This window comes from Cryobacterium frigoriphilum (assembly GCF_004403305.1).
GTDB classification, from domain to species: Bacteria; Actinomycetota; Actinomycetes; order Actinomycetales; family Microbacteriaceae; genus Cryobacterium; species Cryobacterium frigoriphilum.
Genome location: NZ_SOHE01000074.1, coordinates 41,156 through 62,453, shown reverse-complemented (window position 1 = coordinate 62,453; position 21,298 = coordinate 41,156). Strand labels below are relative to the sequence as shown.

Sequence of the window (21,298 nt, the reverse complement as noted above, 5' to 3'; positions counted from 1 at the left end):
CGGGGGCGGCATCCGTCATCGTGCCGGCGCGCTGCCGCCCCCGCCCGTGCCCGCGATCAGGGCAGCGAAGGCGAGTCCGCTGTCTTTCACCGTGCGCTCGAGCGTGTCGTAGTCGACCCTGACGATGCCGAAACGTTTGCCGTACCCGTACGACCACTCGAAGTTGTCGAGCAGTGACCAGACGAAGTAGCCGCGCACATCCGCTCCCTGCTCGATGGCCAGAGCGACGGATGCGACGTGGTCCAGGATGTACTGCGTGCGCTCGCGGTCGTGCACCGCGCCATCCGCCGCCACGGTGTCGTCGTAGGCGGCACCGTTCTCGGTGATGTACAGCGGCGGCAGGGTCGGGTACTGCTCGCCGAGGCGCACGAGCAGCGCCCGCAGGCCGTCGGGGTTGACCTCCCAGTCCATGGCCGTGCGCGGCAGGCCGCGGCTCGGAAAAGTGAGGTGCTCCGAGCCGACCCAGGGCGATCCGGCAGGCCGGCTCGCGCCGCCGGAGTGGCTGTCGGCGTCGCCGCCTTCGCTGGCGGCCAGTGGATGCCCACTCACCGAGTCATCGTGGTAATGGTTGACGCCGAGAAAGTCGATGGGGGTGCCGATGATCTCGAGGTCGCCCGCCTGAATGAGCGCGGCCTCGCCGTTCGGCCCGGTCGCCTCGGACAGACCGAACGCCTCGAGGTCGCGCAGCGTGTCGGCGGGGTAGGCCCCGAGCAGCATCGGCTCGAGAAAGATGCGATTGGCGAGCGAATCGAGGCGGCGGGCGGCGTCGATGTCAACCGGGTCGCTCGGGTCGCGCGGCACGGCGTTGGTGAGGTTGAGGGTGATGCCGATGTGCTCGGCGCCGCTCGAGCGCAGCGCGAGCACGGCCCGGCCGTGGGCGAGGTGTTGATGGTGCACCGCGGCGACGGCTGCGCGGCCATCCTGCCGGCCGGGGGCGTGCACGCCCGAGGCATAGCCGAGCAGCGCGGAGCAGAACGGCTCGTTGAAGGTGGTCCAGTGGGTGACGCGGTCGCCGAGGGCGGCGTAGACATCCGTCGCGTAGTCCACGAAGCGGGCCGCGGTGTCGCGGTTCGCCCAGCCGCCCTTCTCTTCGAGGGCCTGCGGCAGGTCCCAGTGGTACAGCGTCAGCCAGGGCAGAATGCCCGCCTCGAGCAGCTCGTCGACCAGCCGGGAATAGAAGTCGAGGCCCTCGCCGTTTGCGGCGCGATCGCCGGGGCGCACGCGGGCCCAGCTCGTTGAGAATCGGTAGGATCTAAGGCCCAGTCGCTTCATGATCGCCACGTCGGCCGGCATCCGGTGGTAATGATCGTCGGCGATTTCGAGGTTCTCGTCGCCGGCGATCGCGCCGGGAACCCGGGCGAAGGCATCCCAGATCGAGTCTTCTTTGCCGCCCTCATGGCCGGCGCCCTCGACCTGTGCGGCGGCGGTCGCCGAGCCCCAGATGAAGCCCTCCGGCCAGGCAAACGTGGTGAGTGAGGTGGGTGTCATCAGCCTTGATCCGCTCCCTGCATGAGCCCCGCACGAGCAGCGGGGTAGTTGAGAGGATAGCCCCGGCAGACAAAAAACCGGAAGAAGCACCCGCGGGGCGAGGCTTCTTCCGGTCGTGGTCGGTGCGGGTCGGTCGGCCTACTTGGCGGCCGGCAGGGCCGCGATCGCGTCTTCGACGTCGAGGTAGCCCTCAAGCAGGTGCAGCGTCTGGCGCACGCCGGAGCCCGTACGAATGAGTTCGGCGAGCACTGCGGCCACATCGGCGCGCGGCACGGTGCCCTGCTTCTCGACGGATCCGGGCACGGTGTGGTCGGGTCCCGAGAGCTGCAGCTGCACGAGTCCGGTACCGTCGGCATCCGTCAGCCCGCCGGGGCGCACGATCGTCCAGTCGAGATCGCGGGGCTTGAGGTCGTCTTCGGCGGCGAGCTTGGCCTGGAAGTAGGCGAGCATGCCCTCATCGAGTCCGACCGGAAGGCCGCCGTCACGAACGAGGTCGTTGCCGGTCGAGGAGATCTGAATGAAGCGGCGTACCCCGGCGGCCTCTGCGGCGTCGGCGAGCTTGACGGAGCCGCCGAAGTCGACGGTCTGCTTGCGGGCGTCGCCGCTGCCTCCGCCGGCGCCGGCCGCGAAGACGGCGACGTCGAATCCGGTGAGGGCGGCGGTCACCTCCGCTGTTGTGGCCGTTTCGATGTCGAGCACGACCGGCGTCGCACCGTCGAGCATGAGGTCGGCGCCCTGCTCGTCATTGCGAATCAGGCCGGTCACCTCATGTCCGCCTGCCACCAGCTCCCGGGTCAGAATTCGAGCGATTTTTCCATGTCCACCTGCTATAAGAATGCGCATCTGTAATCCAACAAGGCGCACCCCCCAAACATTCCCACCCCATCCCCCCACCCCCGAAAATCTCCGCGAGTGAGCCGTGCGGGGCGGCGGATGCGGCGGCGGGGGGCCTCGCGGCTACTAGGCTCGGCACGTGCGAGCGAAACGTCTGCCCCCCGTGTCGGTGCGAGTTGCTGCGCCGGAGCAGCACGGTCGCCGCCGACTGCGCGCCCGCGCCGCGGCCGGTGCTCTCATCGTCGTGCTCGCTGCCGGTTCTCTCGGTTACGGGGCCGCGCGCGGCGCCGAGGCCGCGGCATCCGCTGCCGATACCGCCGATGCTGCAGCGGCCAGGGTTGCCGTCGCCGAAGCATCCGCCGCCGCCTCGGCCGCCACGCGAGCCGACGAAGCCGCCGCGGCAGCCGTGATCGCCGCCGAGGTCGCGCGCATTGCCGCCCTGCGCCCGGTACCAGAGGCGGCTCCCGCCCCGGTCGCGCTGCCGACCCCGACCCCGACGGCAACACCGACGCCGACCGCGGCGCCGCCGGTCAACTCGGGCAACCCCGCGCTCGACGACCCGGCCAGCATCACCGTCGTCGTCAACAAGGCCCGCGCCCTGGGCTCCGCCGGATACGTGCCCGCCGATCTGGTGAGCGTTCCGGTCGCGCACACCTGGGCGCCCCTGCTGCGGCAGGAGGCTTCCACCGCCGTCGTCGCACTGTTCGGCGCCGCCTCCGCCGAGGCCGGCCTGGCACTCGCCTCCAACAGCGCGTATCGCTCGTATGCCGTTCAGCAAGGCCTCTACGCCGGATTCGTCTCCCGCAGCGGCCAGACCTACGCCGACACCACCTCGGCCCGCCCCGGCCACAGCGAACACCAGACCGGCCTCGCCCTCGACATTGGGGCCGTCTCGGGAAACTGCTCGCTCAGCGCCTGCTTCGGCGACACGGCCGAAGGCCAGTGGCTCGTCGCCAACGCCTGGCGTTTCGGCTTTCTGCTGCGCTACCCCGCCGACAAGGCCGCCGTGACGGGCTTCGCCTACGAGCCGTGGCACTTCCGCTACATCGGCGTGGGTCTGGCCGGGGCCATGCACGACTCCGGCACCCGCACCCTGGAAGAGCATTTCGGGCTGGGCGCGGCGCCCGACTACCTCTAGAGACTCAGCTTTCTGTCGCCGGACTGTGGTTGGCTAGATCCATATGCCCCGAGTGGGCATCCGTTTTCACACTATCGATCGAAATGAGTGACCTGTGGCGCTGACGCGGTGGCAGAAGACCGGACTGGGCCTGGTCGTGGTGGCCACGGTCGCCGTGGCCGGAGTGGCCCTCGCGACCGCCGGCACGGCACGCACGGCCGACCCGATGGCGACGACGGATGCCGCGGCCACCCCCGTACCGACCGCCACCCGCGAGGTTCCCGCGCAGACCCCCGCACCGGTCGAGGTTGAGGTCGACCCGGCCGTGCAGGCCCAGCTGGACTACGTGCTCGCGCACTGGGCCCCGGAAACGTACAACTCCGCCGAATACGGTGTCGTCAACGAGAACGACTGCGTCAACTTCAGCAGCCAGGCCCTGATCGAGCGCGGCTGGCAGATGGATGACGCGTGGAACAACCCCATGACCGGCAACGCCTACGCCGCGTCGTCGGCCTGGGTCAGCTCGACCGCGCTCATGAACTACATCGCCGACAGCGGCCGCGCCACCGCCCTCACCGACGATCAGCGTGACCAGGTGAAGGTCGGCGATGTCGCGCAGTTCGACTGGGACAACTCCGGAGACCGCGACCACACCGGCATCGTGACCCGGGTCGAAGGAACCGGCGACGACGTCTCGATCTTCTTCGCCGGACACACCCTCGACTCCGACTACCGCAGCGTCGACACCGCGATCACCGAAGACCACCCGGGCGCCACCGCGTACTACTGGAGCATCCCCTAACCACCCGCCCCCGCCGCTGGTTGAGCCGGCGCGCAAAGCGCGCCGGTCGAAACCGGGTGGGCCGGCCTGCAGAGCCGCGTGCTGGGGTGGCAACGCGGCGCTAGGCGATGGCGTCGTCGACGATCGCCTTCGCCTCGGCCTGCACGCGGGCCAGGTGCTCGGCGCCGAGGAAGGACTCGGCGTAGATCTTGTAGACGTCTTCGGTGCCGCTCGGGCGGGCCGCGAACCAGGCGTTCTCGGTCACGACCTTGACTCCGCCGATCGCCGCGCCGTTACCGGGCGCGTGGCTGAGCTTGGCGATGATCTTCTCGCCGGCGAGCTCGGTCGCCGAGATGGCGTCACCGTTGAGCTTGGCCAACGCGGCCTTCTGCGCGGGCGTGGCCGCGGCATCCACTCGGGCGTAGGCCGGAGCGCCGAAGTGCTCGGCGAGCTCGGCGTAGCGCTGGCTGGGCGTCTTGCCGGTCACCGCGAGAATCTCCGAGGCGAGCAGGGCCAGCAGAATGCCGTCCTTGTCGGTGGTCCATACCGAACCGTCGAAGCGCACGAAGCTCGCGCCGGCGCTCTCCTCGCCGCCGAATGCGACCGAGCCGTCGATCAGGCCGGGCACGAACCACTTGAAGCCCACCGGAACCTCGGTGAGGTCGCGGCCGAGAAACCCGGCGACCCGGTCGATCATTGTCGACGAGACGAGGGTCTTGCCGATCGCGGCGTCGGCGCGCCAGCCCTCACGGTGGCTGTACAGGTAGTCGATCGCGACGGCGAGAAAGTGGTTGGGGTTCATGAGGCCGCCGTCGGGCGTCACGATGCCGTGCCGGTCGGCGTCGGCGTCGTTGCCGGTGAGAATGTCGAACTCGTCCTTGTGCGCGACGACGGATGCCATCACCGACGCACTCGAGGGATCCATGCGGATCTTGTCGTCCCAGTCGATGGTCATGAAGCGCCACTGCGGGTCGACCGAGGGGTTCACGACGGTGAGGTCGAGCTCGTAGCGGTCCCGAATGGCGCCCCAGTAGCCCACGCTCGCACCGCCGAGCGGGTCGGCGCCGATGCGGATGCCGCTGGCCTTGATCGCTTTCATGTCGATGATGTTCTCGAGGTCGTTCACGTAGTGGCCGCGAAAGTCGTAGGTCTCGACGGCGCTCGGCTCGCTCATCTTCACGTCGACGAGACCGGCCGCGATGATCTCGTTGGCCCGGTTGGCGATCCACGAGGTGGCGTCGCTGTCGGCCGGTCCGCCGTGCGGCGGGTTGTACTTGAAGCCGCCGTCGTAGGGCGGGTTGTGGCTCGGGGTGACGACGATGCCGTCGGCGAGGTCGCCATTCTCGGCCCGGTTGTAGGCGAGAATCGCGTGCGACAGCGACGGGGTCGGCACGTAATCGCTGAACTCGTCGACGAGCACGCGCACGCCGTTGGCGACGAGCACCTCGAGCGCGGTCGTGTACGCGGGGCCGCTCAGCGCGTGTGGGTCGGTGCCGATGAAGAGCGGCCCGGTGATGCCCTGGCCGGTGCGGTACTCCACGATCGCCTGGGTGGTGGCGCTGATGTGGTCCTCGTTGAACGCGGTGTTCAGTGAACTCCCGCGGTGCCCTGAGGTGCCGAAGACGACCCTCTGGGCCGGCACCGCGACATCCGGTTTCAGGTCGTAATAGGCCTTCACCAGCCCTTCGATATCGGTCAGATCAGACTCGTGGGCCGGGGTTCCTGCGCGCTCGCTCATGACCACAGTCTGGCACCCGCAGTAGGCTGTGAGCCATGCCAGAGACCGCCAATGTCACCTACAGCTTTCTCGGACCGGTCGGCACGTTCACCGAAGCCGCCCTCGCCCAGGTTCCCGAGGCCCGCGGAATGCCGTGGCGCGCCGTGAATAACGTGGGCGAAGCCCTCGCCGACGTCGTGAGCGGGCGCAGCACCGCGGCCATGATCGCGATTGAAAATTCGGTCGACGGCGGAGTGTCGGCGACGCAGGACGCCCTCGCGAGCGTTCCCGGCCTGCGCATCATCGGCGAATACCTCGTGCCGGTCAACTTCGTGCTCGTCGCCCGCCGCGGAACGACGCTCGACGACGTGCAGGTCGTGAACGCGCATCCGGTCGCCTACGCCCAGTGCCGCGCCTGGCTCGAAGCGAAACGCCCGAACCATGGCCACATTCCGGCCTCGAGTAACGTCACCGCCGCGCTGTCACTGCTCGAAAGCGGGCAAGCGGATGCCGCGATCGCCCCGCCGGGAATCGAGAAGCACTACGACCTCGTCGTGCTCGCGACCAATATCGGTGACAACCCGAACGCCGTCACCCGGTTCGTGCTCGTCGGCCGAACAAGCGAAATCCCGGCGCCGACCGGTGCCGACAAGACCAGCCTGATCGCGGAACTGCCAGACGACCGCTCCGGCGCCCTGCTCGAAATGCTCGAACAGTTCGCGACCCGAGGCGTGAACCTGAGCCTGATCCAGAGCCGTCCGATCGGCGATTCCCTCGGCCGCTACCGCTTCGTGATCGACGCCGACGGCCACATCGACGACGAGCGCATGTCCGACGCGCTGCTCGGCCTGCGCCGCTTCAGCCCCAACGTCATCTTTCTCGGCTCGTACCCGCGCGCGGACAAAATTCCCAATGAATTCACCTCGCGTTACGACGACGCCATCTTCACCGAGGCCAGGGAATGGCTGAAGGGGCTGCGCGGCGGGCAGTAATCACGTTCTTACAGCAGGGGGCAGCATGACGAATACGGCAGGGTTTGATCCGCAGCACGACGCCCGATTCCAGCGCGGGTTCGACCCGAGCGCGGCGCGGGCCGAAGAGCCGGGGGCGGCGCTGGGCCTCGGCCCGAGCGCCGACCTGCCGGCGGATGCCCCCTATGGCTCGCGCGCCACGGCCCGTGCCGCCGCCGCTCCGCAGGAGAGACCGACCGCGGGCGACTTTGTGCGCGGAACCGACGGGCTCGACGAGGCACCGAATGATGAGCCGCTCGCGCCGCGCCGCAACCCCTTCGTGATCGCGCTGTGGGTGCTGGGCCCGCTGCTGCTGGTCGGCGGCTTCGCACTGATCGTGCAGGCCGCCCAGAACAACGGCTACAGCTATAACGGCAGCGAAATTCCCTGGGCGATCGTGCTGCAGCAGATCACCTGGTCGCTTGCCCCCACGATGATGGCGGCCGGCCTCTCGACGATCATGGGCCTGCTGTTCTGGCACGCCTTCGCCTGGCACCGCGCCCGCACCGGGTCAACCGGCTCGGCTACGGCGTCGTAGCCGTCTCGAGAGCTGTGTCCTGGCCCGTGCCCTCAGTGCCGAGCGGCATGCGCACGATGAGCGCACCCGGGTCGGCGCGCAGCACGACCGAGCGCACCCGCCCGAACTCGTCGCCGTCGAGCTCGAACTCCTGCGCGTGCTCAACCACGATGCGAATATCGGCGGCGCGCAGCGTGGTCATCACGCGTTCGTTCATCGAATCGGTCTGCTGGATCATACGGCGGCCGACCGCCGAGCGGCGCAGCACCCCGTTCTCCCAGGTGACGCGGCGCCAAATGGTGAGCCAGCCGAGTACTCCCTTGGGCTGCAGCACCGCAATGTCGAGAATGCCGTCGTCGACCTTCGCGTCGGGCAGAAACTGAATGTTGCCCGGCAGCAGCCCACAGTTGGCGACCAGGATAGCGCTGGCCTGCGCCGGTCGGTCGGTGTGGCCGCCGAGGCTGTAGCGGATGCGAAACGGTGTGGCCTTCGGAATCGACCGCGCCGCGCCGTCGACGTAGGCCAGCCAGCCGACCTGCTTTTTCAACTCGGGGCGGGTGTTGGCGATCATCTGAGCGTCGAGGCCGAGGCCCGCCATCACCAGAAAGACGTGCTCGACCGACGTGCCCCGCTCGGGGGTGAGCGTTGCGACGCCGAGGTCGATGGGCTTGTCGACTCCGCCGAAGGCGATAGCCGTGCTCTCATCGATGCTGCCGAGCGGCAGCTGCAGGTTGCGGGCGAGCAGATTGCCGGTGCCGGCCGGCACTATCCCGAGGCTCACGCCCGTGCCACGCAGCGCCTCGGCGACCGCCCGCACGGTGCCGTCGCCGCCTGCGGCCAGTACCGTGGTGACCGAGTGCTCGAGGGCCTCGCGGGTGGCCTGTTGGCCGGCATCCGCTTCGGTGGTCGAGAACCACAGCGTCTCGGCCCAGCCGGCCTCTGACTCGGCGGTGGTCACGCTCGCACGCAGCTTGTCTTCGTCGACCTTGGTCGGGTTGTAGACCACGGCGGCCTGCTGTCTGCGGGGAGTTGCGGTGTCTGTCACGAGGCCTAGGGTATCCGTTCGGGTCGCGAAAGCGCTTGTAGACTGGCACGCGTGATTGATCCGGTGTTGTTGCGCGAGAATCCTGACCTCATCAAGCGATCCCAGGAAGCGCGGGGTGACTCCGTTGAGGCAGTGGATGCGGCGTTGGCCGCGGATGCCGAACGTCGCGCCCTGATTACCTCCTTCGAGGCGCTGCGGGCCGCTCAAAACCTGTTCGGCAAGACCGTTGCCGCCGCGCCGCCCGCCGAGAAGAAGGCCCTCGTCGCCGAGGCCCAGTCGCTCGCCGCCGAGGTCAAGGCCGCCGGCGTCACCGCCGCCGAGGCCGAAACGCGCTTCACGAGCATCGTGAAGACCATCGCGAACCCCATCATCGACGGTGTGCCCTCGGGCGCCGAGGACAACTTCGCGACCCTGCGCACGCACGGCGAGCCGCCGGTGTTCGATTTCACACCGCGTGACCACCTCGAGCTCGGCGAACTGCTCGGCGCCATCGACATACCCCGCGGCGTCAAGGTCAGCGGTTCGCGCTTCTACTTTCTGAAGGGCATCGGCGCCCGGCTCGAGATCGCGCTCATGAATATGGCGCTCGACCGCGCCCTGGCGGCCGGATTCATTCCGCTCATCACCCCGACCCTGGTGCGGCCCGAGATCATGGACGGCACCGGCTTTCTCGGCGAGCACAACGACGAGGTCTACTACCTGCCCGCCGACGACCTCTACCTCACCGGAACGAGCGAGGTCGCGCTCGCCGGGTACCACAAAGACGAAATCCTCGACCTCTCCGCAGAACCTCTGCGCTACGCCGGCTGGAGCACCTGCTACCGCCGCGAGGCCGGCTCGGGCGGCAAGGACACCCGCGGCATCATCCGCGTGCACCAGTTCAACAAGCTCGAAATGTTCACCTACGTGCTGCCCGAGAACGCCGAGGCCGAGCACGACCGCCTGGTGGCCCTGCAGGAGGGCATGCTGCAGTCCCTCGGCCTGAGCTACCGCGTGATCGACGTCGCTGCCGGTGACCTCGGCTCGAGCGCCGCCCGCAAGTTCGACATCGAGGCCTGGGTCCCCACCCAGAACGCCTTCCGCGAGCTCACCAGTACGAGTAACTGCACGACCTACCAGGCGCGCCGCCTCGACATCCGCTACCGCACCGAAACGGGCAAGACCGCGCCGGTCGCGACCCTCAACGGCACCCTCGCCACCACCCGCTGGCTCGTCGCGATGCTCGAAACGCACCAGCAGGCGGATGGCTCGGTGCGCGTTCCCGAGGCCCTGCAGCCCTATCTGGGCGGCCTGACGGTGCTGGAGCCGCTCACGTGAGTGAGCCGTGGCTCGTCGCGCTTGACATCGACGGCACGACAATGCACGAAGACGGGTCGATCAGTGAGGCCGTCACCGTCGAGGTGCGGCGCCTCGCCGCGGCCGGCCACGAGGTCATGCTCGCGACCGGGCGTTCCGCGGCCGCCACACTGCCCGTGGTTGACCGTCTCGAGATCACCCCGCGCTTCGTGATCTGCTCCAACGGTGCGATCACCATGCACCGCGACGCGACCGCCCCCCTGGGGTATCGGCGCGAATGGGTCGAAACCTTCGATCCGAGCACGGTGCTGCGCTCGATTCGAGCCCACCTCGGCAACGCCCGCTTCGCCGTCGAAGACGAGCACGGTTTCTACCGCTACACCGAGCCGATCCCCGACGCCACAATCGGCATGGACAGCGAACGGGTCGATTTCGAGGAGCTCACCAGACACCCCGCCACCCGGGTCGTCGTGATCTCGCCCGACCATGACATGGAAGATTTTCTCGCCGTTGTCGAGCGGATGGGCCTCAACCGGGTGAGCTACGCGATCGGCTGGACCGCCTGGCTCGACATCGCCCCCGACGGCGTGAACAAGGCCACGGCGCTCGAGCGGGTGCGCGCCGAGCTTGGCATTCCGCGCGAGCGGGTCATGGCGGTCGGCGACGGACGCAACGACATCGACATGCTGGAGTGGGCATCCGTTTCGGGCCGCGGCGTGGCGATGGGAAATTCGCCCGACGAGGTGCTGGCGGCCGGCAGCGAAACCACGCTGTCGGTGACCGATGATGGCCTCGCGGTCGTGCTGCGTTCTCTGTAATTCCTTGTAGGTAATTCGTTGTAACACACGAATCCAGCACCTGCTCAGGTAGATCTGGCAATGTCAGAGAGTTGCCGTCGGCTAGAATCGGGCGTTGTTCGCCCGTTTCAGATTGCGTGTACGTTATGACGTGATCGAAACACACCCTGGAGGGCTGTCCGAGCGGCCGATGGAGCCAGTCTTGAAAACTGGTGGGCAGAAATGTCTCGTGGGTTCGAATCCCACGCCCTCCGCACGTAGTACGAAGCAAGAAGATGCAAGGCCAGTAGGACCTAGAAGCCGCATACCTGGAAGGACCTGAGTGAGCGACCAGCTACGCCCCCGCTCGAACGGATCGAAGAACCTCAGCACCATCGCGAGGCACGGTCGGTTGAAGCGGTCGAGTGCCTTCGCGACCATCGCGAAGCTGCTCGCGGCCGGGCTGGCCGTCGTCATGGTCAGCGGGGTGTCCGTGGCCGCTATCGCCACCTTCGACGTCGCCAACAGTGCGCAGGACGGCATCGTGCTCGACATCGAGGACGGTGCCGCCGAGGTGCCGCAGATCAATGCGATCGAGGGCGGCGTGAACGTGCTCGTCGTCGGCAGCGACAGCCGTGTCGGGCAAGACGCCGTCTTCGGCGACTCCGATTCGTTGGGCACGCTCAACGACGTCACCATGCTGCTGCACATCTCAGAAGACCACCAGAACGCCTCGGTGATCAGCTTTCCCCGGGACATGTTCGTGCCGATCCCCTCGTGCACGGGCCCCGACGGTGACACCTACAACGCCATGAGCCGCCAGAAGATCAACACCACCCTCACCTACGGTGGCCTGGCCTGCACGGTTCTCACGGTTGAAAAGCTCACCGGCCTCGACATTCCCTACGCGGCCGAGGTGCAGTTCAGCGGCGTGATGGCCATGTCCACCGCCGTCGGCGGCGTGCCCGTCTGTGTGGCCGAAGACATCGAAGACGTGCAGAGCGACACGTTCCTCCCTGCGGGCGAGCACACCCTCGAGGGTTACGCCGCCCTGCAGTTTCTGCGCACCCGTCACGGAGTGGGAGACGGCAGCGACCTGACCCGCATCAACAACCAGCAGCTGTTCATGTCCTCGCTCGTGCGCCAGATCAAGAGTTCAGAGACCCTCTCCGACTGGACCAAGGTCTACTCGCTCGCCAAGGCCGTCACCTCGAACATGAGCCTGTCGACGAGCCTGAACAACGTCGACACGATCGTCTCGATCGCCCTGGCGCTCAAGGACATCGATCTGGACAAGGTCGTGTTCGCCCAGACGCCGACCAACCTCACCGACGGCGGGGTGCTGCCCGCGCAGCCGGCCTTCAAGGACATGTTCACGGCTCTCTCCAACGACGAGGCCATCGAGCTCAGCGGGTCGACCGGTGGCGGCACGGTAGCCGACCCGAACGCTCCGGTCACCGCCGAGCCCGAGGCTACCGAGGCTCCGGCGACGGATGCTGCCCCGGTCGACCCCGAGGCCACCACGGACCCGTCCGTGGAACCGACGGAGGAACCCGACGACGGAGTGACCACACTGTCCGAGTCGGTCACCGGGCAGACCGCCGGGGACTACACCTGTACCGCGGGCCGCACGCTGCGCGACCAATAACAGGGGTGAAACGCGAGGCCCGTCTTTTCCGTTAGGATGAGAGTCGCGTGTTTGCTTCGGCAGGCACTCGGGAGACGTCGCATAGTTCGGCTTAGTGCACCACCCTGCTAAGGTGGAGTACCCTTTACGGGGTACCGTGGGTTCAAATCCCACCGTCTCCGCACAGAAATACCTGGTTAGATCCCGTTTTTTTCGGCCGCTTGGGGGCTTTCATCGCTCTCCTCCGCGTTCTCAGGAATCGCCTGAGGGTCCTGTGAGGGTCCCGGCGCCAGTTTGTTGAGGCGGCGCAGCCCCTCGATCGTCTGTCGCTCGCCCAGGACATGCGCGTAGACCTTGAGGACCGTGCGCGGGTCGTCGCCCAGCCACTCCGCCACCTGATTGATCGGAAGCCGTGGCCGCGCTCGCCCGGCAGCGCACCGCCGCCCGCGCCGCGACCGAAGCAACCACCGCACATCTCGCAACGACGAGCACGGTGTGCCGACGCTGGGGCAGCCTGCCGCAGTGTGAAGTTGGCATTCCGGCCTGGGCCGAGGCCGTCGCCAGACAGCGAGCCGACACCGATCCGCGCGTGACCGACGCGAGTCGGAATGCGGAGCAGACCCAGCACGAGCTGGGGCACATTGCCGAGCGCCACACCGACGAGCGTGCCGCCCTGCGCCGCCGCATCCTCGGAAACCTGACGCCGAGCACCGCCGAGGCTCGCGCCGTCCAATGGCGCGGGCACGCGGACCAGGCCCGGCACGACCTCGCCGAGATCGAGGCGCTACCCGTCACCGAGGCCGCCCAGCTCATCCGCGAGTGGGTCGCCCGCGCTCAGACGGAGGAGGCAGTCGCCGAACCTGCCCAGACCGTGCGCGACGCGCGAGCCGCCAAGCTCGGCCAGTTCCACGCGCAATCGATCGACCAAGGCAGGACGGGACCAGAGCGCGACGGAATCGGCATGTAGGCGGGGCAGGCCGAGGAGTTCCCTTCTTTGCCGCCATCGATCTGATTGGTCGCGAGGAGCCTTAGAATTACTTGATTAGTATCAACTTGAAGGATACGCTTCAAGTATGAAAGCCCGAGATGCTCTCCGCGAACTTGCCGAGATGGCCGCCTCGCAATGGGGGATGGTCACCTCGGCTCAGGCTGCCACGCGCGGAGTGACCCGGCTCGACCTGTCACGCCTCACCGAAGCCGGCGATCTCGTTCGACTCGCGCACGGCGTCTACAAGGATGCCGGTGCCCCTAGTGGCGCCCACCTCGATGTGCGCGCAGCGTGGCTCAGCAGCGATCCTGCGCGCCTGGCAGGTGACCGCCTCGGTGACGGCCACCGCGGTGTTGTGGTCTCCGGGCAGACTGCCGCGTGGCTGCATGACATTGGTGACCTCCTTTCGAACCGCACCGAGCTGACTGCCCCGGTCCGTCGGCAGACGCAGCGCGCCGATCTCCACTACCGCCGACGCGACCTGCCAGAGGAGGATGTCACGATCCGCGATGGGCTGCCCGTGACTACGCCGGAACGCACGATCGCTGACCTCGTCGAAGATCGAACGGACCTGTCGCTCGTCGCTGACGCACTGCGTGACGCGAGCCGGAAGTCCGATATGGATCTTGGACTGCTCGCGGATCGCCTCGCCCCGCTAGCGGAACGCAATGGGCATCACAAGGCTGACGGCGCAGCCCTGCTCGATCAGCTCCTTGTGATCGCCGGACTCGACCGCGAGGCGATCGCCAAGCAGATTGCGTCGCTGGATGGGATCGGTGTGCTTGTCGCGCGGAACTATCTGATGCACATGCCGAAGATCGACCTCGCTGCGCTGATCGACTCGGCCGCGCTCCAGAGCGCCCTGCGTGCGGCGCTCCCGCAAGAAATACAGCTTGAGTCGCTGCGTGCTGTACTGAGCACTATGAGCGCAGTCCCGTCCCAGCTGCCGACCGCCAAGATGATCGAGGGCCTTGCAGCAGGCACAGGGTCGGCGCACATGAAGGCTGCCCTGTCTGCACAGATGAAGGCGATCGACTGGACGCAGCTCGCGCGGTCCACCGCAGCGCTGGAGCGTACGAGGACCGCGTCGGAAGAGGCTGAAGCATGACCGAGCCGTACCGGAGCGCGACGGCAGTCGAGGCAGCGATCCGCGATGCTGCCCGAAACGCCTTCGCCTCTGACAGGTCTATGTCTACTCAGGACCGGATTCGCCAGGAGCACTTCCGGCGCTTCCTGAGTCGCATCTTCTCTGGGCGCGACGACTCGGGCTGGCTCCTCAAGGGCGGCACCGGACTCCTCGCTCGGGTCGCATCCGGCCGACGAACTACCGACGTCGACCTTTTCCGCGCGAACAACACGCTCGACGGTGCCTTGGCAGAACTGATCCGTCTCGCCAGCATCGACCTCGGCGACTTCTTCAGATTCGTCTATGCGAAGCGCCAATCAGCCGTCGGCGGAGATCAGCAGGCTTACACGGACGGCTACGGCGTCGACTTCGACGTCTATATCGGCGCCGACAAGAAGGAGCCGCTACACGTTGACCTTGTTGTCGGAGCCATCATCACCGACGACGTCACGGTCAGCGCGCCAGCCAACCAGCTTGACCTCCCTCGGCTCCCCAGCAACGACTACCGCCTTTATCCGATCGTCGACCAGATTGCGGACAAGGTCTGCGCGACGATGGCTGACTACAATGGGCGGCCGTCGAGTCGCGAGAAGGACCTCGTCGATCTCGTCGTCATCGCGAAAACGCAGACCTTGAGCGCCGACGCGCTGAGGCGCGCGATCGACGCCGAGGCCCGCGTGCGATCGCTTGTCACATTCGCCGAGCTGACTATCCCACCGACCTGGGGGCGTCTGTACGCGAAGCAGGCGAAGGACGTGCCGTTCTGCGCCGACTACCGGACAGTCGACCTAGCGGCCGAACTCATGCGCGTCTTCATCGACATGGTCTTGCACCACGAGGTCGCCGGCAAGACCTGGTCTCCGGATTCGCTCGCCTGGACTTGATGGCTGGCGCCCTGCCTGATCTTGGATCAGTCAGAGACTTTTTCTTGCCCCAGAAGGGGCGGTTGCCCACATTTTGCCCACAACTGAAGAAGCCGCGGCGTTTGCCTGAAACGTCCCTGGCTCCGGGGAAGCGCCTGGAGAGGGTTCATCTTCACGGCGTGCATGACACGAGCGTTCATCTTTGCCTGCCGGCGATGCGCGGCGCGGAACTCACCAAACTGGGGTGGTCCCAGCCTCATCAGTATGAGGACTACGGCATTGAGTTCATGATCTATGGGCCGCGCACCGAAGAGGAACTGGAATTGGTTCTCTCGATCATCATCGAGAGTCTGTCCTTCGCCCGCCACGCCAGCATCCCAAGGCACTAAACGACCGCAGGGGGTTCGGTTAACGGGTCGCCCGCGCGAGACAAATAGCTGGGCCCTGTGCTTGCGATACCGTTTCCGTGCGCAGAACCTTCGCCCTAGGCTGGCGACATGGGCGACACTCTGAATCCAATTCTTCCCGCCGGGTATGACATCGCGTGGACCACAGTCTCGGTTCTCTTCATCGCATTGCTCGTCGTTGCGCTTGTCTCGTTGGCACGATCTGCTCAACGCCTCACGTCAACGCAAGCCCTGATCTGGGCGCTCGTGACGATTTGCGTGCCGGTGGTCGGGCCGCTGGCATGGCTTCTGATTGGCCGTCGATCAGGTCTCGCCCATGTGCAGCCAGGCAAAGACTTATAGCGGTTCCTAAAAAACACGGCCTCCACGCGCACGTCCGCCGGGTGATTTGGTCCCAGATTTGTTGCGTTGGTCGTTCGCCCTGTGACGGATGAATCACCACCGGGCACGTCGACGGGTGGCGCGTTGGTGCCCTTGAGTCAAATTGCCAAATCAGATAATCTGATGCTATGCACACAGTGACCGCAACCGAGGCAAGTCGCTCGTTCGCTTCGCTCCTCGACGAGGCCGAACGCGGCGAAACCGTCGTAATCACGCGGGGCGGCCGCCGAATCGCGACTATCGGCCCCGTCAACGCCAGCAATGGCGCCGAGTTCCTCGCCCTGCTGTCGTCACACGGAGCCGATGAAGAATTCGCAGCCGATGTTCTCGCGGCACGCGATGCCGTCATTCTCGAGGGACCAGCATGGCCCGCCGACTAATCGTCGACACAGGCGTGCTCATCGCGTCCGAACGAGGCACCAGACCCCTCGCCGATGTTGTTTTCGCGGACGATGACCTGGTGATTGCCGCAGTCACGATCGCCGAGTTGCGTACCGGTATCGAGCTTGCCAGCGATCAGCATCGGGGCGCACGCGCCGAGTTTCTGGTAAATGTTCTCGAAACGCTGCCCGTCGAACCCTATGACCTGGCAACCGCCGAAGCCCATGGGCGCCTTCTTGCCCACGTCCACGCACGCGGGACGAAGCGCGGCGCTCATGACCTCATCATTGCTGCAACCGCAGTGGCGACCAAGCGCATCATCCTCACTACCGACCGCAATGCGCGCTTCGACGACCTCCCCGGGGTCGAATGTCTCGTGGTGAGTTGACCGCAGGACCAGGAACGCCGCAGTTCGTATCGGCGATCGTGGACCCATCTGGTACATCTTTTGCCGGGTGAGGATTCCCAACCAGAAACGGCAGGGTATCCCGCTGAGCGTTCGGCTTGCGGGCTTGCGGGCTTGCGGGCCTGCGGGCTTGCGGGCCTGCGTTAGCGCCCGTGGTGGTATCGACATCCAGCGATACGGACTTCGTCGTTCTCAACCTTGTAGATCAGGCGATGTTCGTCTGTAATCCGACGTGACCAATATCCGTGAAAGCCATGCTTGAGGGGTTCGGGTTTGCCGATTCCTTCATTGCCGTTGCGTATAACGTCCTTCAGGAGCGTATTGATGCGTTTGAGGATCTTGCGGTCTTGCGTCTGCCACCAGCAGTAGTCGTCCCAAGCGTCCTCGTCCCAGATCAACTTCATTCGTCAAGGTCGTGCTGCGTGCCGTGGCCAGCCTCGAGCCTCTCGATCGATCCGAGGAGGCGGCGCGCGTTCGCGGGGTTCTTCAGCAGATACGCGGTTTCCTTAAGCGACTCGTAGTCGTCGAGCGAGACGATGACCACGGGTTCGTGCCCTGCACGAGTGATAACAACTTCTTCTCGGTCATCCACCACCGCTGAGAGTGTCTCGGCGTACTTGGCCCGGGATTCTGAATATGTCATGGTGCGCATTGGGATCCTTTCACGTACAGGAAATTGTACGTCATCTTGGTTGCGACTACAAGATGCACTCACAGCTCCACCACCGTCGCAAGCCGTTCCTGTTGCGGGAGCACTTATCGAGATTCGTATATCTCGGGTCGATGTCCGAGTCGGAGGATGAGCACGATTAACAGGTCGTCGTGAACCTCATAAATGATGCGGTAGTCACCCGTTCGGACCCGCCATTCGCCAGAGCCTCCAACGAGTTGGATCGCCTTGGGTGGCCGCGGATCGTCTGCCAAGAGGTCGATCGCTGCGTGAACTCGACGTCTGACCTGCGGATCGAATTTGCGCAGTTGCCGTTCAGCGGCTGGTGCGATCTTCACCGAGTGACTCATACGAGGCCGAGGTCCGCCTTTACCTGTTCCCACGGGGTCGGTTCGCTTTTCGTGCGACGCATCTCTTCACGCGATTCCTCAGCGGCACGAATATCGGCCATGTCTTCGGCCAGTTCAATAAGGCGCTCCAAATCGTCGGCGTCGATAACAGCCGCGACTCGCCGCCCCCGGCGAGACAAGAAGACCGGCTCGTGCTCGGTGCGAGCGCGGTCGATGATCGATGCGAGCTGGTCGCGTGCATCAGAGACGCTGACAGGGACTGTGGTCGACATGCTTCAATCGTACATTTCACCTATCGGATGTACAAGAAACAATCAAATGTACAACTGGTCTCCCGTTCAGGGTTCCCCATGCGGACGTCTCGTCTGTCACGAACACTGCGTTCCACTGCAGACCGGAGAGGCCGTGGAACATGATTGGAATCTCGATTTCCTGCGATCAGCGCAGCAGCCCGCTTTGGTAAGCGTGAGCGACGATTTGTGCCCGAGAGGTGAATCCGAGTTTGGTGAGAATACTGCTGAGGTGAGATTTCACCGTTGACTCGCCGATGTGAGCGCTGTGGGCGATGTCGTTGTTGCTGAGCCCGCGGGCAGCGAGGAGGAAAATTTCCCGTTCGCGCGACGACAGGACGGCGATCGACTGCAAACCAGCGGAGTCTGGGTGCGGGCGATCGGGATCAGGGGCAGAGATCTCCGTGTCGACCGCGGCCGCAGCGGTGAGAAGTTCGCTGGATGATTCCTGTTCGAGACGCCTGGCTGGTATTCGAAGGCGCGATCCGACACGCCAAGCACCCAGCGTCAGCAGAATATCTACCACCATCCAGATGACGAATCCTTGAACGACTTCGATGCTGTCCGCTTCGGCACCATTGATGGTGCCCCACACGCCGGACATCGACAGGAACGGAACGTTCATTAATGCGCTCACGGTGATGCTGCAGACGATTGACAGGCCCAGCAATACACGGCGTGGGTTGACCCGGCTAAAGGCGCTGATGCCAACAACAAGGAGAACAAGGCCAAGGTAGGCAACCCAGCTGATCTGGCTGAAGCGCGCCGGCCAAAACAGGAGCTGCAAGACCAGCAGGCCGCCAGTCAATGACAGCGCGGTGCCGGGTCGAACCCGGCAGAGCGCGATGGCCAGTCCGAAGCCCGCCGCAATCAACACCGCGTACGGATTCGTCAGGAACGTGTCCGTTCGCGCCGGCACGTACCTCACAATGCCATTGGACGACTGCACAAACCACGCAGTGAAGAACAACGCCCCGAGCGCCGGCTCACGGAAACGGACCAGCTGTGCATGAATCTTCGTCATGCTTTGACAGTAGATGCCGCAGCAGCGCCTCCACGCGCAGAGGCGAGGCTTTCCTCACTCTGGGAGATGCTTTTCCTTCTCTTGGGGGATATCTCTCCGCCGAAGGAACGAGGGCCCAAGGCCTTCCCGTCCCGCGGAGGGTTCCCCCACGACCGGCGGTTTATGTGGGACTGTTCAGCATCGCGGCCTACATCGCGGCCTACATCGCGGCGGGTAAGGCCCAGCAGGTCGATGAGTCAGACCAAGCCGCGATAGACGACGCCTGGGGCCAGGTGGTCGGACGACGACTCGACGAACTTGTCAGCGGCCGAGCCCACGGTGCGCACACGATAGCCGTGGCCACATTTTGCCCATACTTGACCAAAACCATAGTGAGTGTGGAGCCTCGCAGGTGATCATGGATCGATGATTCTATGCGGGAGTTTGGCCACTGGCGGGCTCTGACTGGGGTCGTGCCTGGGTTCACGGCGTGACGGTGACAGCACCGTAGAAGACGTACGTCGCACCGCCAGCAGCCCTCTCCCACCGCCACCTGTAGTCGCCGGGTTCGAGCGTGTTTGCCTTGAAGATGACATATCTGTGGTTTCCGACCGAGCTGTGCTTCCCAGCCAGCGGATCATCCTCATCGAGGAAAGCATCCCCGTACGGCGTCGTCGCGACCTTAATTTCCTTTAACTCTGCGTCTGTCGCTGTGGCTGGCCCCCAGAAGACCCTGTCGGTCCAGGTCTTCATCAAGGCGACGGCCTCGGACTCGGTTAACCCTTCCGCCTCAAATTCGGACGCCGTGAACCAGTTGGCGATGCCGCCGAGGAAGTACCCGCCCTGCGAGAAGACATGGGGGATCTCTGGGCTATTCGGGTTGTCCTCGGGATCGTTGTTGTCGTAAAACCGGAACTGACAGTCTTCGAAGAGATGGGCTGCGTAGATCGCCTCTGGGGACCCGTCCTCCGTCCAATCGCTGCCGAAGTCGTAAAAGTGGTGCGCGATACGTTGCACATCGGATGCCGTGCACCGATCATCCGCTCGAGGGGAGGTCACCGCTTCAGGTGCGGCGGTGGCGCTCTGGCCAGTAATGCTGAGTAGCGCGGCCAAGGTCAGGCCGCTGAATAGCCATTTCACGAAGGGACCTCAATCGTCCTATAAGTGCCCACTATGCGGCATTTGTCGGCAGGCCCGGAGACCACGAAGAGGTCTTCATCGGTCGGCTTGTACCGGTATATCCGCACCTCAGAGCCCAGTCAAGGGGGCCACGCGCATGGTGAACGACACTCCGCGCATGACTCCCGTGTCCCCAAGTTCTGGTCGGGTGATATGCCCGACATCTTCGGCACGCGAAGCCGCATCCCGGATGACCATGGCGATTCGCCCCGCTACGCGGTAGCTGTGCCCGCTGCGCAGGCAGTTCGCGGGCCTTTCGGACATGCCAAGTTGCTTTACGCATAGTGGCGACGTGTAAAAAACGTCCTATTTTTTACACGTGCGGAGGGCTGCTAAAAGCCGGCGCGGTCGAACGCCTGCAGCAAGTTCGGTCGACGGCGGTGCTGTTCCCGCAAACCCGCGACGACGAGCGGGAACCGCGCCGAGGCATCCGTCGCCTTCAACGCCCGGCTCGGTTGCTTCAGGCACTTGACCGCGGACTTGTAGTTTTGAGGTTTGGCGATTTCCAGATCGGTGTCGATGAGCCGGATGAGTACCGGAACGACGACTGCCGGATCGGCCTTCTCGCGCGCGGCGACGAGTGCGGCCCACAGCCCGGCATCCGTGGTGAGGCGCTCGGCTGCCTCCCAGGCGCGTTCGGTGAGTCCCAGGCCAAGCAGGGTCGTGATCAATTCGCGTGAATGCTGCGTCTCGAGTCGGGGTCGCCGCTCGCGACCGCCGCGCGTTGCCGGTAGTGGCCGATCAGGTGCCGGGGTGAGTCCCAGGCCTCGGTCTGCGGGGGGAGTGCGGCTTCGAGCTCATTCAGGCGTTCGCCCAGCAGAAAAAGGCCGCGCGGGCCGAGGGCGTCCGTGTAGGCGGCGATACCGGGTTCCCAGAAGTCCTGTGAGCCGCCGAAGCGCACGTCGATGAGCCACTCGACGAGTGTGGTCGGGTTCGGTGGCTCGGCGTTGCACAGGTCAGCGTGCAGCGCGAGGAGTTCGTGTGCCAGGCCGCCGATCTCGCCGTTGGAGTCATCGGCGTGCAACGCCACTTTCGCGACACTGGCG

General features: G+C 65.6%; 27 protein-coding genes and 2 tRNA genes. 16 read left to right on the top strand and 13 right to left on the bottom strand.

The genetic code is table 11. From position 1 onward, the window contains the following. Positions 1-15: 15 nt before the first annotated feature. Both E3T55_RS17360 and E3T55_RS17355 read right to left on the bottom strand, forming a co-directional pair. Positions 16-1,488 (bottom strand): glycoside hydrolase family 1 protein, encoded by a 1,473-nt coding sequence (locus E3T55_RS17360; RefSeq protein WP_134520800.1) that lies wholly within the window; start codon positions 1,486-1,488, stop codon positions 16-18. Positions 1,489-1,626: 138 nt separating this feature from the next. After that, positions 1,627-2,331 (bottom strand): NAD(P)H-binding protein, encoded by a 705-nt coding sequence (locus tag E3T55_RS17355; RefSeq protein WP_134520799.1) that lies wholly within the window; start codon positions 2,329-2,331, stop codon positions 1,627-1,629. Positions 2,332-2,461: 130 nt separating this feature from the next. Between E3T55_RS17355 and E3T55_RS17350 the strand changes: the two genes are divergently transcribed. Next, complete coding sequence (locus E3T55_RS17350; protein ID WP_134520798.1) at positions 2,462-3,460, top strand: M15 family metallopeptidase; 999 nt, start codon at positions 2,462-2,464, stop codon at positions 3,458-3,460. A gap of 94 nt (positions 3,461-3,554) precedes the next feature. After that, complete coding sequence (locus tag E3T55_RS17345; protein ID WP_134520797.1) at positions 3,555-4,241, top strand: amidase domain-containing protein; 687 nt, start codon at positions 3,555-3,557, stop codon at positions 4,239-4,241. 100 nt (positions 4,242-4,341) lie between these two features. Here E3T55_RS17345 and pgm read toward each other — a convergent pair whose 3' ends face one another. Next, on the bottom strand, positions 4,342-5,958 hold the full coding sequence (gene pgm, locus E3T55_RS17340) for a phosphoglucomutase (alpha-D-glucose-1,6-bisphosphate-dependent) (protein ID WP_134520796.1): 1,617 nt from the start codon (positions 5,956-5,958) through the stop codon (positions 4,342-4,344). A gap of 35 nt (positions 5,959-5,993) precedes the next feature. Between pgm and pheA the strand changes: the two genes are divergently transcribed. Both pheA and E3T55_RS17330 read left to right on the top strand, forming a co-directional pair. Beyond that, the gene (pheA, locus tag E3T55_RS17335) at positions 5,994-6,929 is read left to right on the top strand and encodes a prephenate dehydratase (RefSeq protein ID WP_134520795.1); all 936 of its coding nucleotides are present in this window, start codon (positions 5,994-5,996) and stop codon (positions 6,927-6,929) included. Positions 6,930-6,954: 25 nt separating this feature from the next. Next, the gene (locus tag E3T55_RS17330) at positions 6,955-7,485 is read left to right on the top strand and encodes a hypothetical protein (protein ID WP_134520794.1); all 531 of its coding nucleotides are present in this window, start codon (positions 6,955-6,957) and stop codon (positions 7,483-7,485) included. Here the strand turns inward: E3T55_RS17330 and E3T55_RS17325 are convergent. After that, positions 7,472-8,509, bottom strand: a complete 1,038-nt coding sequence (locus E3T55_RS17325; protein WP_134520793.1) for a diacylglycerol/lipid kinase family protein — start codon at positions 8,507-8,509, stop codon at positions 7,472-7,474. The genes E3T55_RS17330 and E3T55_RS17325 overlap by 14 nt on opposite strands. 51 nt (positions 8,510-8,560) lie before the next feature. On the opposite strand from E3T55_RS17325, the gene serS reads away from it, so the two are divergent. The 5 genes from serS to E3T55_RS17300 all read left to right on the top strand — a co-directional run bounded on the left by serS (position 8,561) and on the right by E3T55_RS17300 (position 12,390). Beyond that, entirely contained in the window at positions 8,561-9,826 is a 1,266-nt protein-coding gene (gene serS, locus E3T55_RS17320) for a serine--tRNA ligase (protein ID WP_134520792.1), read from the top strand. Then, positions 9,823-10,623, top strand: a complete 801-nt coding sequence (locus tag E3T55_RS17315; RefSeq protein WP_255455407.1) for an HAD family hydrolase — start codon at positions 9,823-9,825, stop codon at positions 10,621-10,623. Before serS ends, E3T55_RS17315 begins: the two co-directional genes overlap by 4 nt. A 148-nt stretch (positions 10,624-10,771) precedes the next feature. Then, positions 10,772-10,856 (top strand) — tRNA-Ser (locus E3T55_RS17310). A gap of 68 nt (positions 10,857-10,924) precedes the next feature. Beyond that, on the top strand, positions 10,925-12,229 hold the full coding sequence (locus tag E3T55_RS17305) for an LCP family protein (protein ID WP_241993125.1): 1,305 nt from the start codon (positions 10,925-10,927) through the stop codon (positions 12,227-12,229). A 70-nt stretch (positions 12,230-12,299) separates the two neighbouring features. Continuing rightward, positions 12,300-12,390: transfer RNA gene (locus E3T55_RS17300), tRNA-Ser, on the top strand. 15 nt (positions 12,391-12,405) lie between these two features. Here E3T55_RS17300 and E3T55_RS17295 read toward each other — a convergent pair. Further along, positions 12,406-12,603, bottom strand: a complete 198-nt coding sequence (locus E3T55_RS17295; RefSeq protein WP_134520791.1) for a hypothetical protein — start codon at positions 12,601-12,603, stop codon at positions 12,406-12,408. Between the two features lie 17 nt (positions 12,604-12,620). Here E3T55_RS17295 and E3T55_RS17290 point away from each other — a divergent pair, with 17 nt between their 5' ends. The 7 genes from E3T55_RS17290 to E3T55_RS17260 all read left to right on the top strand — a co-directional run bounded on the left by E3T55_RS17290 (position 12,621) and on the right by E3T55_RS17260 (position 16,742). After that, the gene (locus tag E3T55_RS17290; protein ID WP_134520790.1) at positions 12,621-13,175 is read left to right on the top strand and encodes a hypothetical protein; all 555 of its coding nucleotides are present in this window, start codon (positions 12,621-12,623) and stop codon (positions 13,173-13,175) included. A gap of 106 nt (positions 13,176-13,281) precedes the next feature. Next, positions 13,282-14,304 (top strand): type IV toxin-antitoxin system AbiEi family antitoxin domain-containing protein, encoded by a 1,023-nt coding sequence (locus E3T55_RS17285; protein ID WP_134520789.1) that lies wholly within the window; start codon positions 13,282-13,284, stop codon positions 14,302-14,304. Beyond that, positions 14,301-15,206: a nucleotidyl transferase AbiEii/AbiGii toxin family protein gene (locus E3T55_RS17280; protein WP_134520788.1), complete on the top strand. Its 906-nt coding sequence runs from the start codon at positions 14,301-14,303 to the stop codon at positions 15,204-15,206. Before E3T55_RS17285 ends, E3T55_RS17280 begins: the two co-directional genes overlap by 4 nt. Continuing rightward, positions 15,206-15,574 (top strand): luciferase domain-containing protein, encoded by a 369-nt coding sequence (locus tag E3T55_RS21265; protein WP_255455406.1) that lies wholly within the window; start codon positions 15,206-15,208, stop codon positions 15,572-15,574. Before E3T55_RS17280 ends, E3T55_RS21265 begins: the two co-directional genes overlap by 1 nt. Positions 15,575-15,682: 108 nt before the next feature. Then, positions 15,683-15,934 carry a PLDc N-terminal domain-containing protein gene (locus tag E3T55_RS17270; protein WP_134520787.1) on the top strand — a complete coding sequence of 84 codons (252 nt, stop codon included), beginning with the start codon at positions 15,683-15,685 and terminating at the stop codon, positions 15,932-15,934. Positions 15,935-16,101: 167 nt separating this feature from the next. Beyond that, positions 16,102-16,353 carry a type II toxin-antitoxin system Phd/YefM family antitoxin gene (locus tag E3T55_RS17265; RefSeq protein ID WP_035880177.1) on the top strand — a complete coding sequence of 84 codons (252 nt, stop codon included), beginning with the start codon at positions 16,102-16,104 and terminating at the stop codon, positions 16,351-16,353. Beyond that, entirely contained in the window at positions 16,338-16,742 is a 405-nt protein-coding gene (locus tag E3T55_RS17260; protein ID WP_104191243.1) for a PIN domain-containing protein, read from the top strand. Before E3T55_RS17265 ends, E3T55_RS17260 begins: the two co-directional genes overlap by 16 nt. Positions 16,743-16,903: 161 nt before the next feature. On the opposite strand, the gene E3T55_RS17255 is transcribed toward E3T55_RS17260, so the two are convergent. The 8 genes from E3T55_RS17255 to E3T55_RS17220 form a co-directional block, all read right to left on the bottom strand. Next, the gene (locus tag E3T55_RS17255) at positions 16,904-17,164 is read right to left on the bottom strand and encodes a Txe/YoeB family addiction module toxin (RefSeq protein ID WP_134520786.1); all 261 of its coding nucleotides are present in this window, start codon (positions 17,162-17,164) and stop codon (positions 16,904-16,906) included. Beyond that, entirely contained in the window at positions 17,161-17,403 is a 243-nt protein-coding gene (locus E3T55_RS17250; RefSeq protein WP_478213439.1) for a type II toxin-antitoxin system Phd/YefM family antitoxin, read from the bottom strand. The genes E3T55_RS17255 and E3T55_RS17250 overlap by 4 nt, the downstream gene beginning before the upstream one ends. Before the next feature lie 113 nt (positions 17,404-17,516). After that, a complete protein-coding gene (locus E3T55_RS17245; RefSeq protein WP_134520785.1) occupies positions 17,517-17,780 on the bottom strand; it encodes a type II toxin-antitoxin system RelE family toxin in 264 nt (87 codons plus the stop codon). Continuing rightward, complete coding sequence (locus E3T55_RS17240) at positions 17,777-18,052, bottom strand: type II toxin-antitoxin system Phd/YefM family antitoxin (RefSeq protein WP_134520784.1); 276 nt, start codon at positions 18,050-18,052, stop codon at positions 17,777-17,779. The genes E3T55_RS17245 and E3T55_RS17240 overlap by 4 nt, the downstream gene beginning before the upstream one ends. 166 nt (positions 18,053-18,218) lie before the next feature. After that, entirely contained in the window at positions 18,219-19,094 is an 876-nt protein-coding gene (locus tag E3T55_RS20885; protein WP_241993124.1) for a response regulator transcription factor, read from the bottom strand. Positions 19,095-19,556: 462 nt separating this feature from the next. Next, positions 19,557-20,213 carry a hypothetical protein gene (locus E3T55_RS17230; RefSeq protein ID WP_134520783.1) on the bottom strand — a complete coding sequence of 219 codons (657 nt, stop codon included), beginning with the start codon at positions 20,211-20,213 and terminating at the stop codon, positions 19,557-19,559. Between the two features lie 371 nt (positions 20,214-20,584). Continuing rightward, positions 20,585-20,923: a hypothetical protein gene (locus E3T55_RS17225; RefSeq protein WP_134520782.1), complete on the bottom strand. Its 339-nt coding sequence runs from the start codon at positions 20,921-20,923 to the stop codon at positions 20,585-20,587. Then, on the bottom strand, positions 20,920-21,282 hold the full coding sequence (locus tag E3T55_RS17220) for a hypothetical protein (RefSeq protein WP_134520781.1): 363 nt from the start codon (positions 21,280-21,282) through the stop codon (positions 20,920-20,922). The genes E3T55_RS17225 and E3T55_RS17220 overlap by 4 nt, the downstream gene beginning before the upstream one ends. Positions 21,283-21,298: the final 16 nt, after the last annotated feature.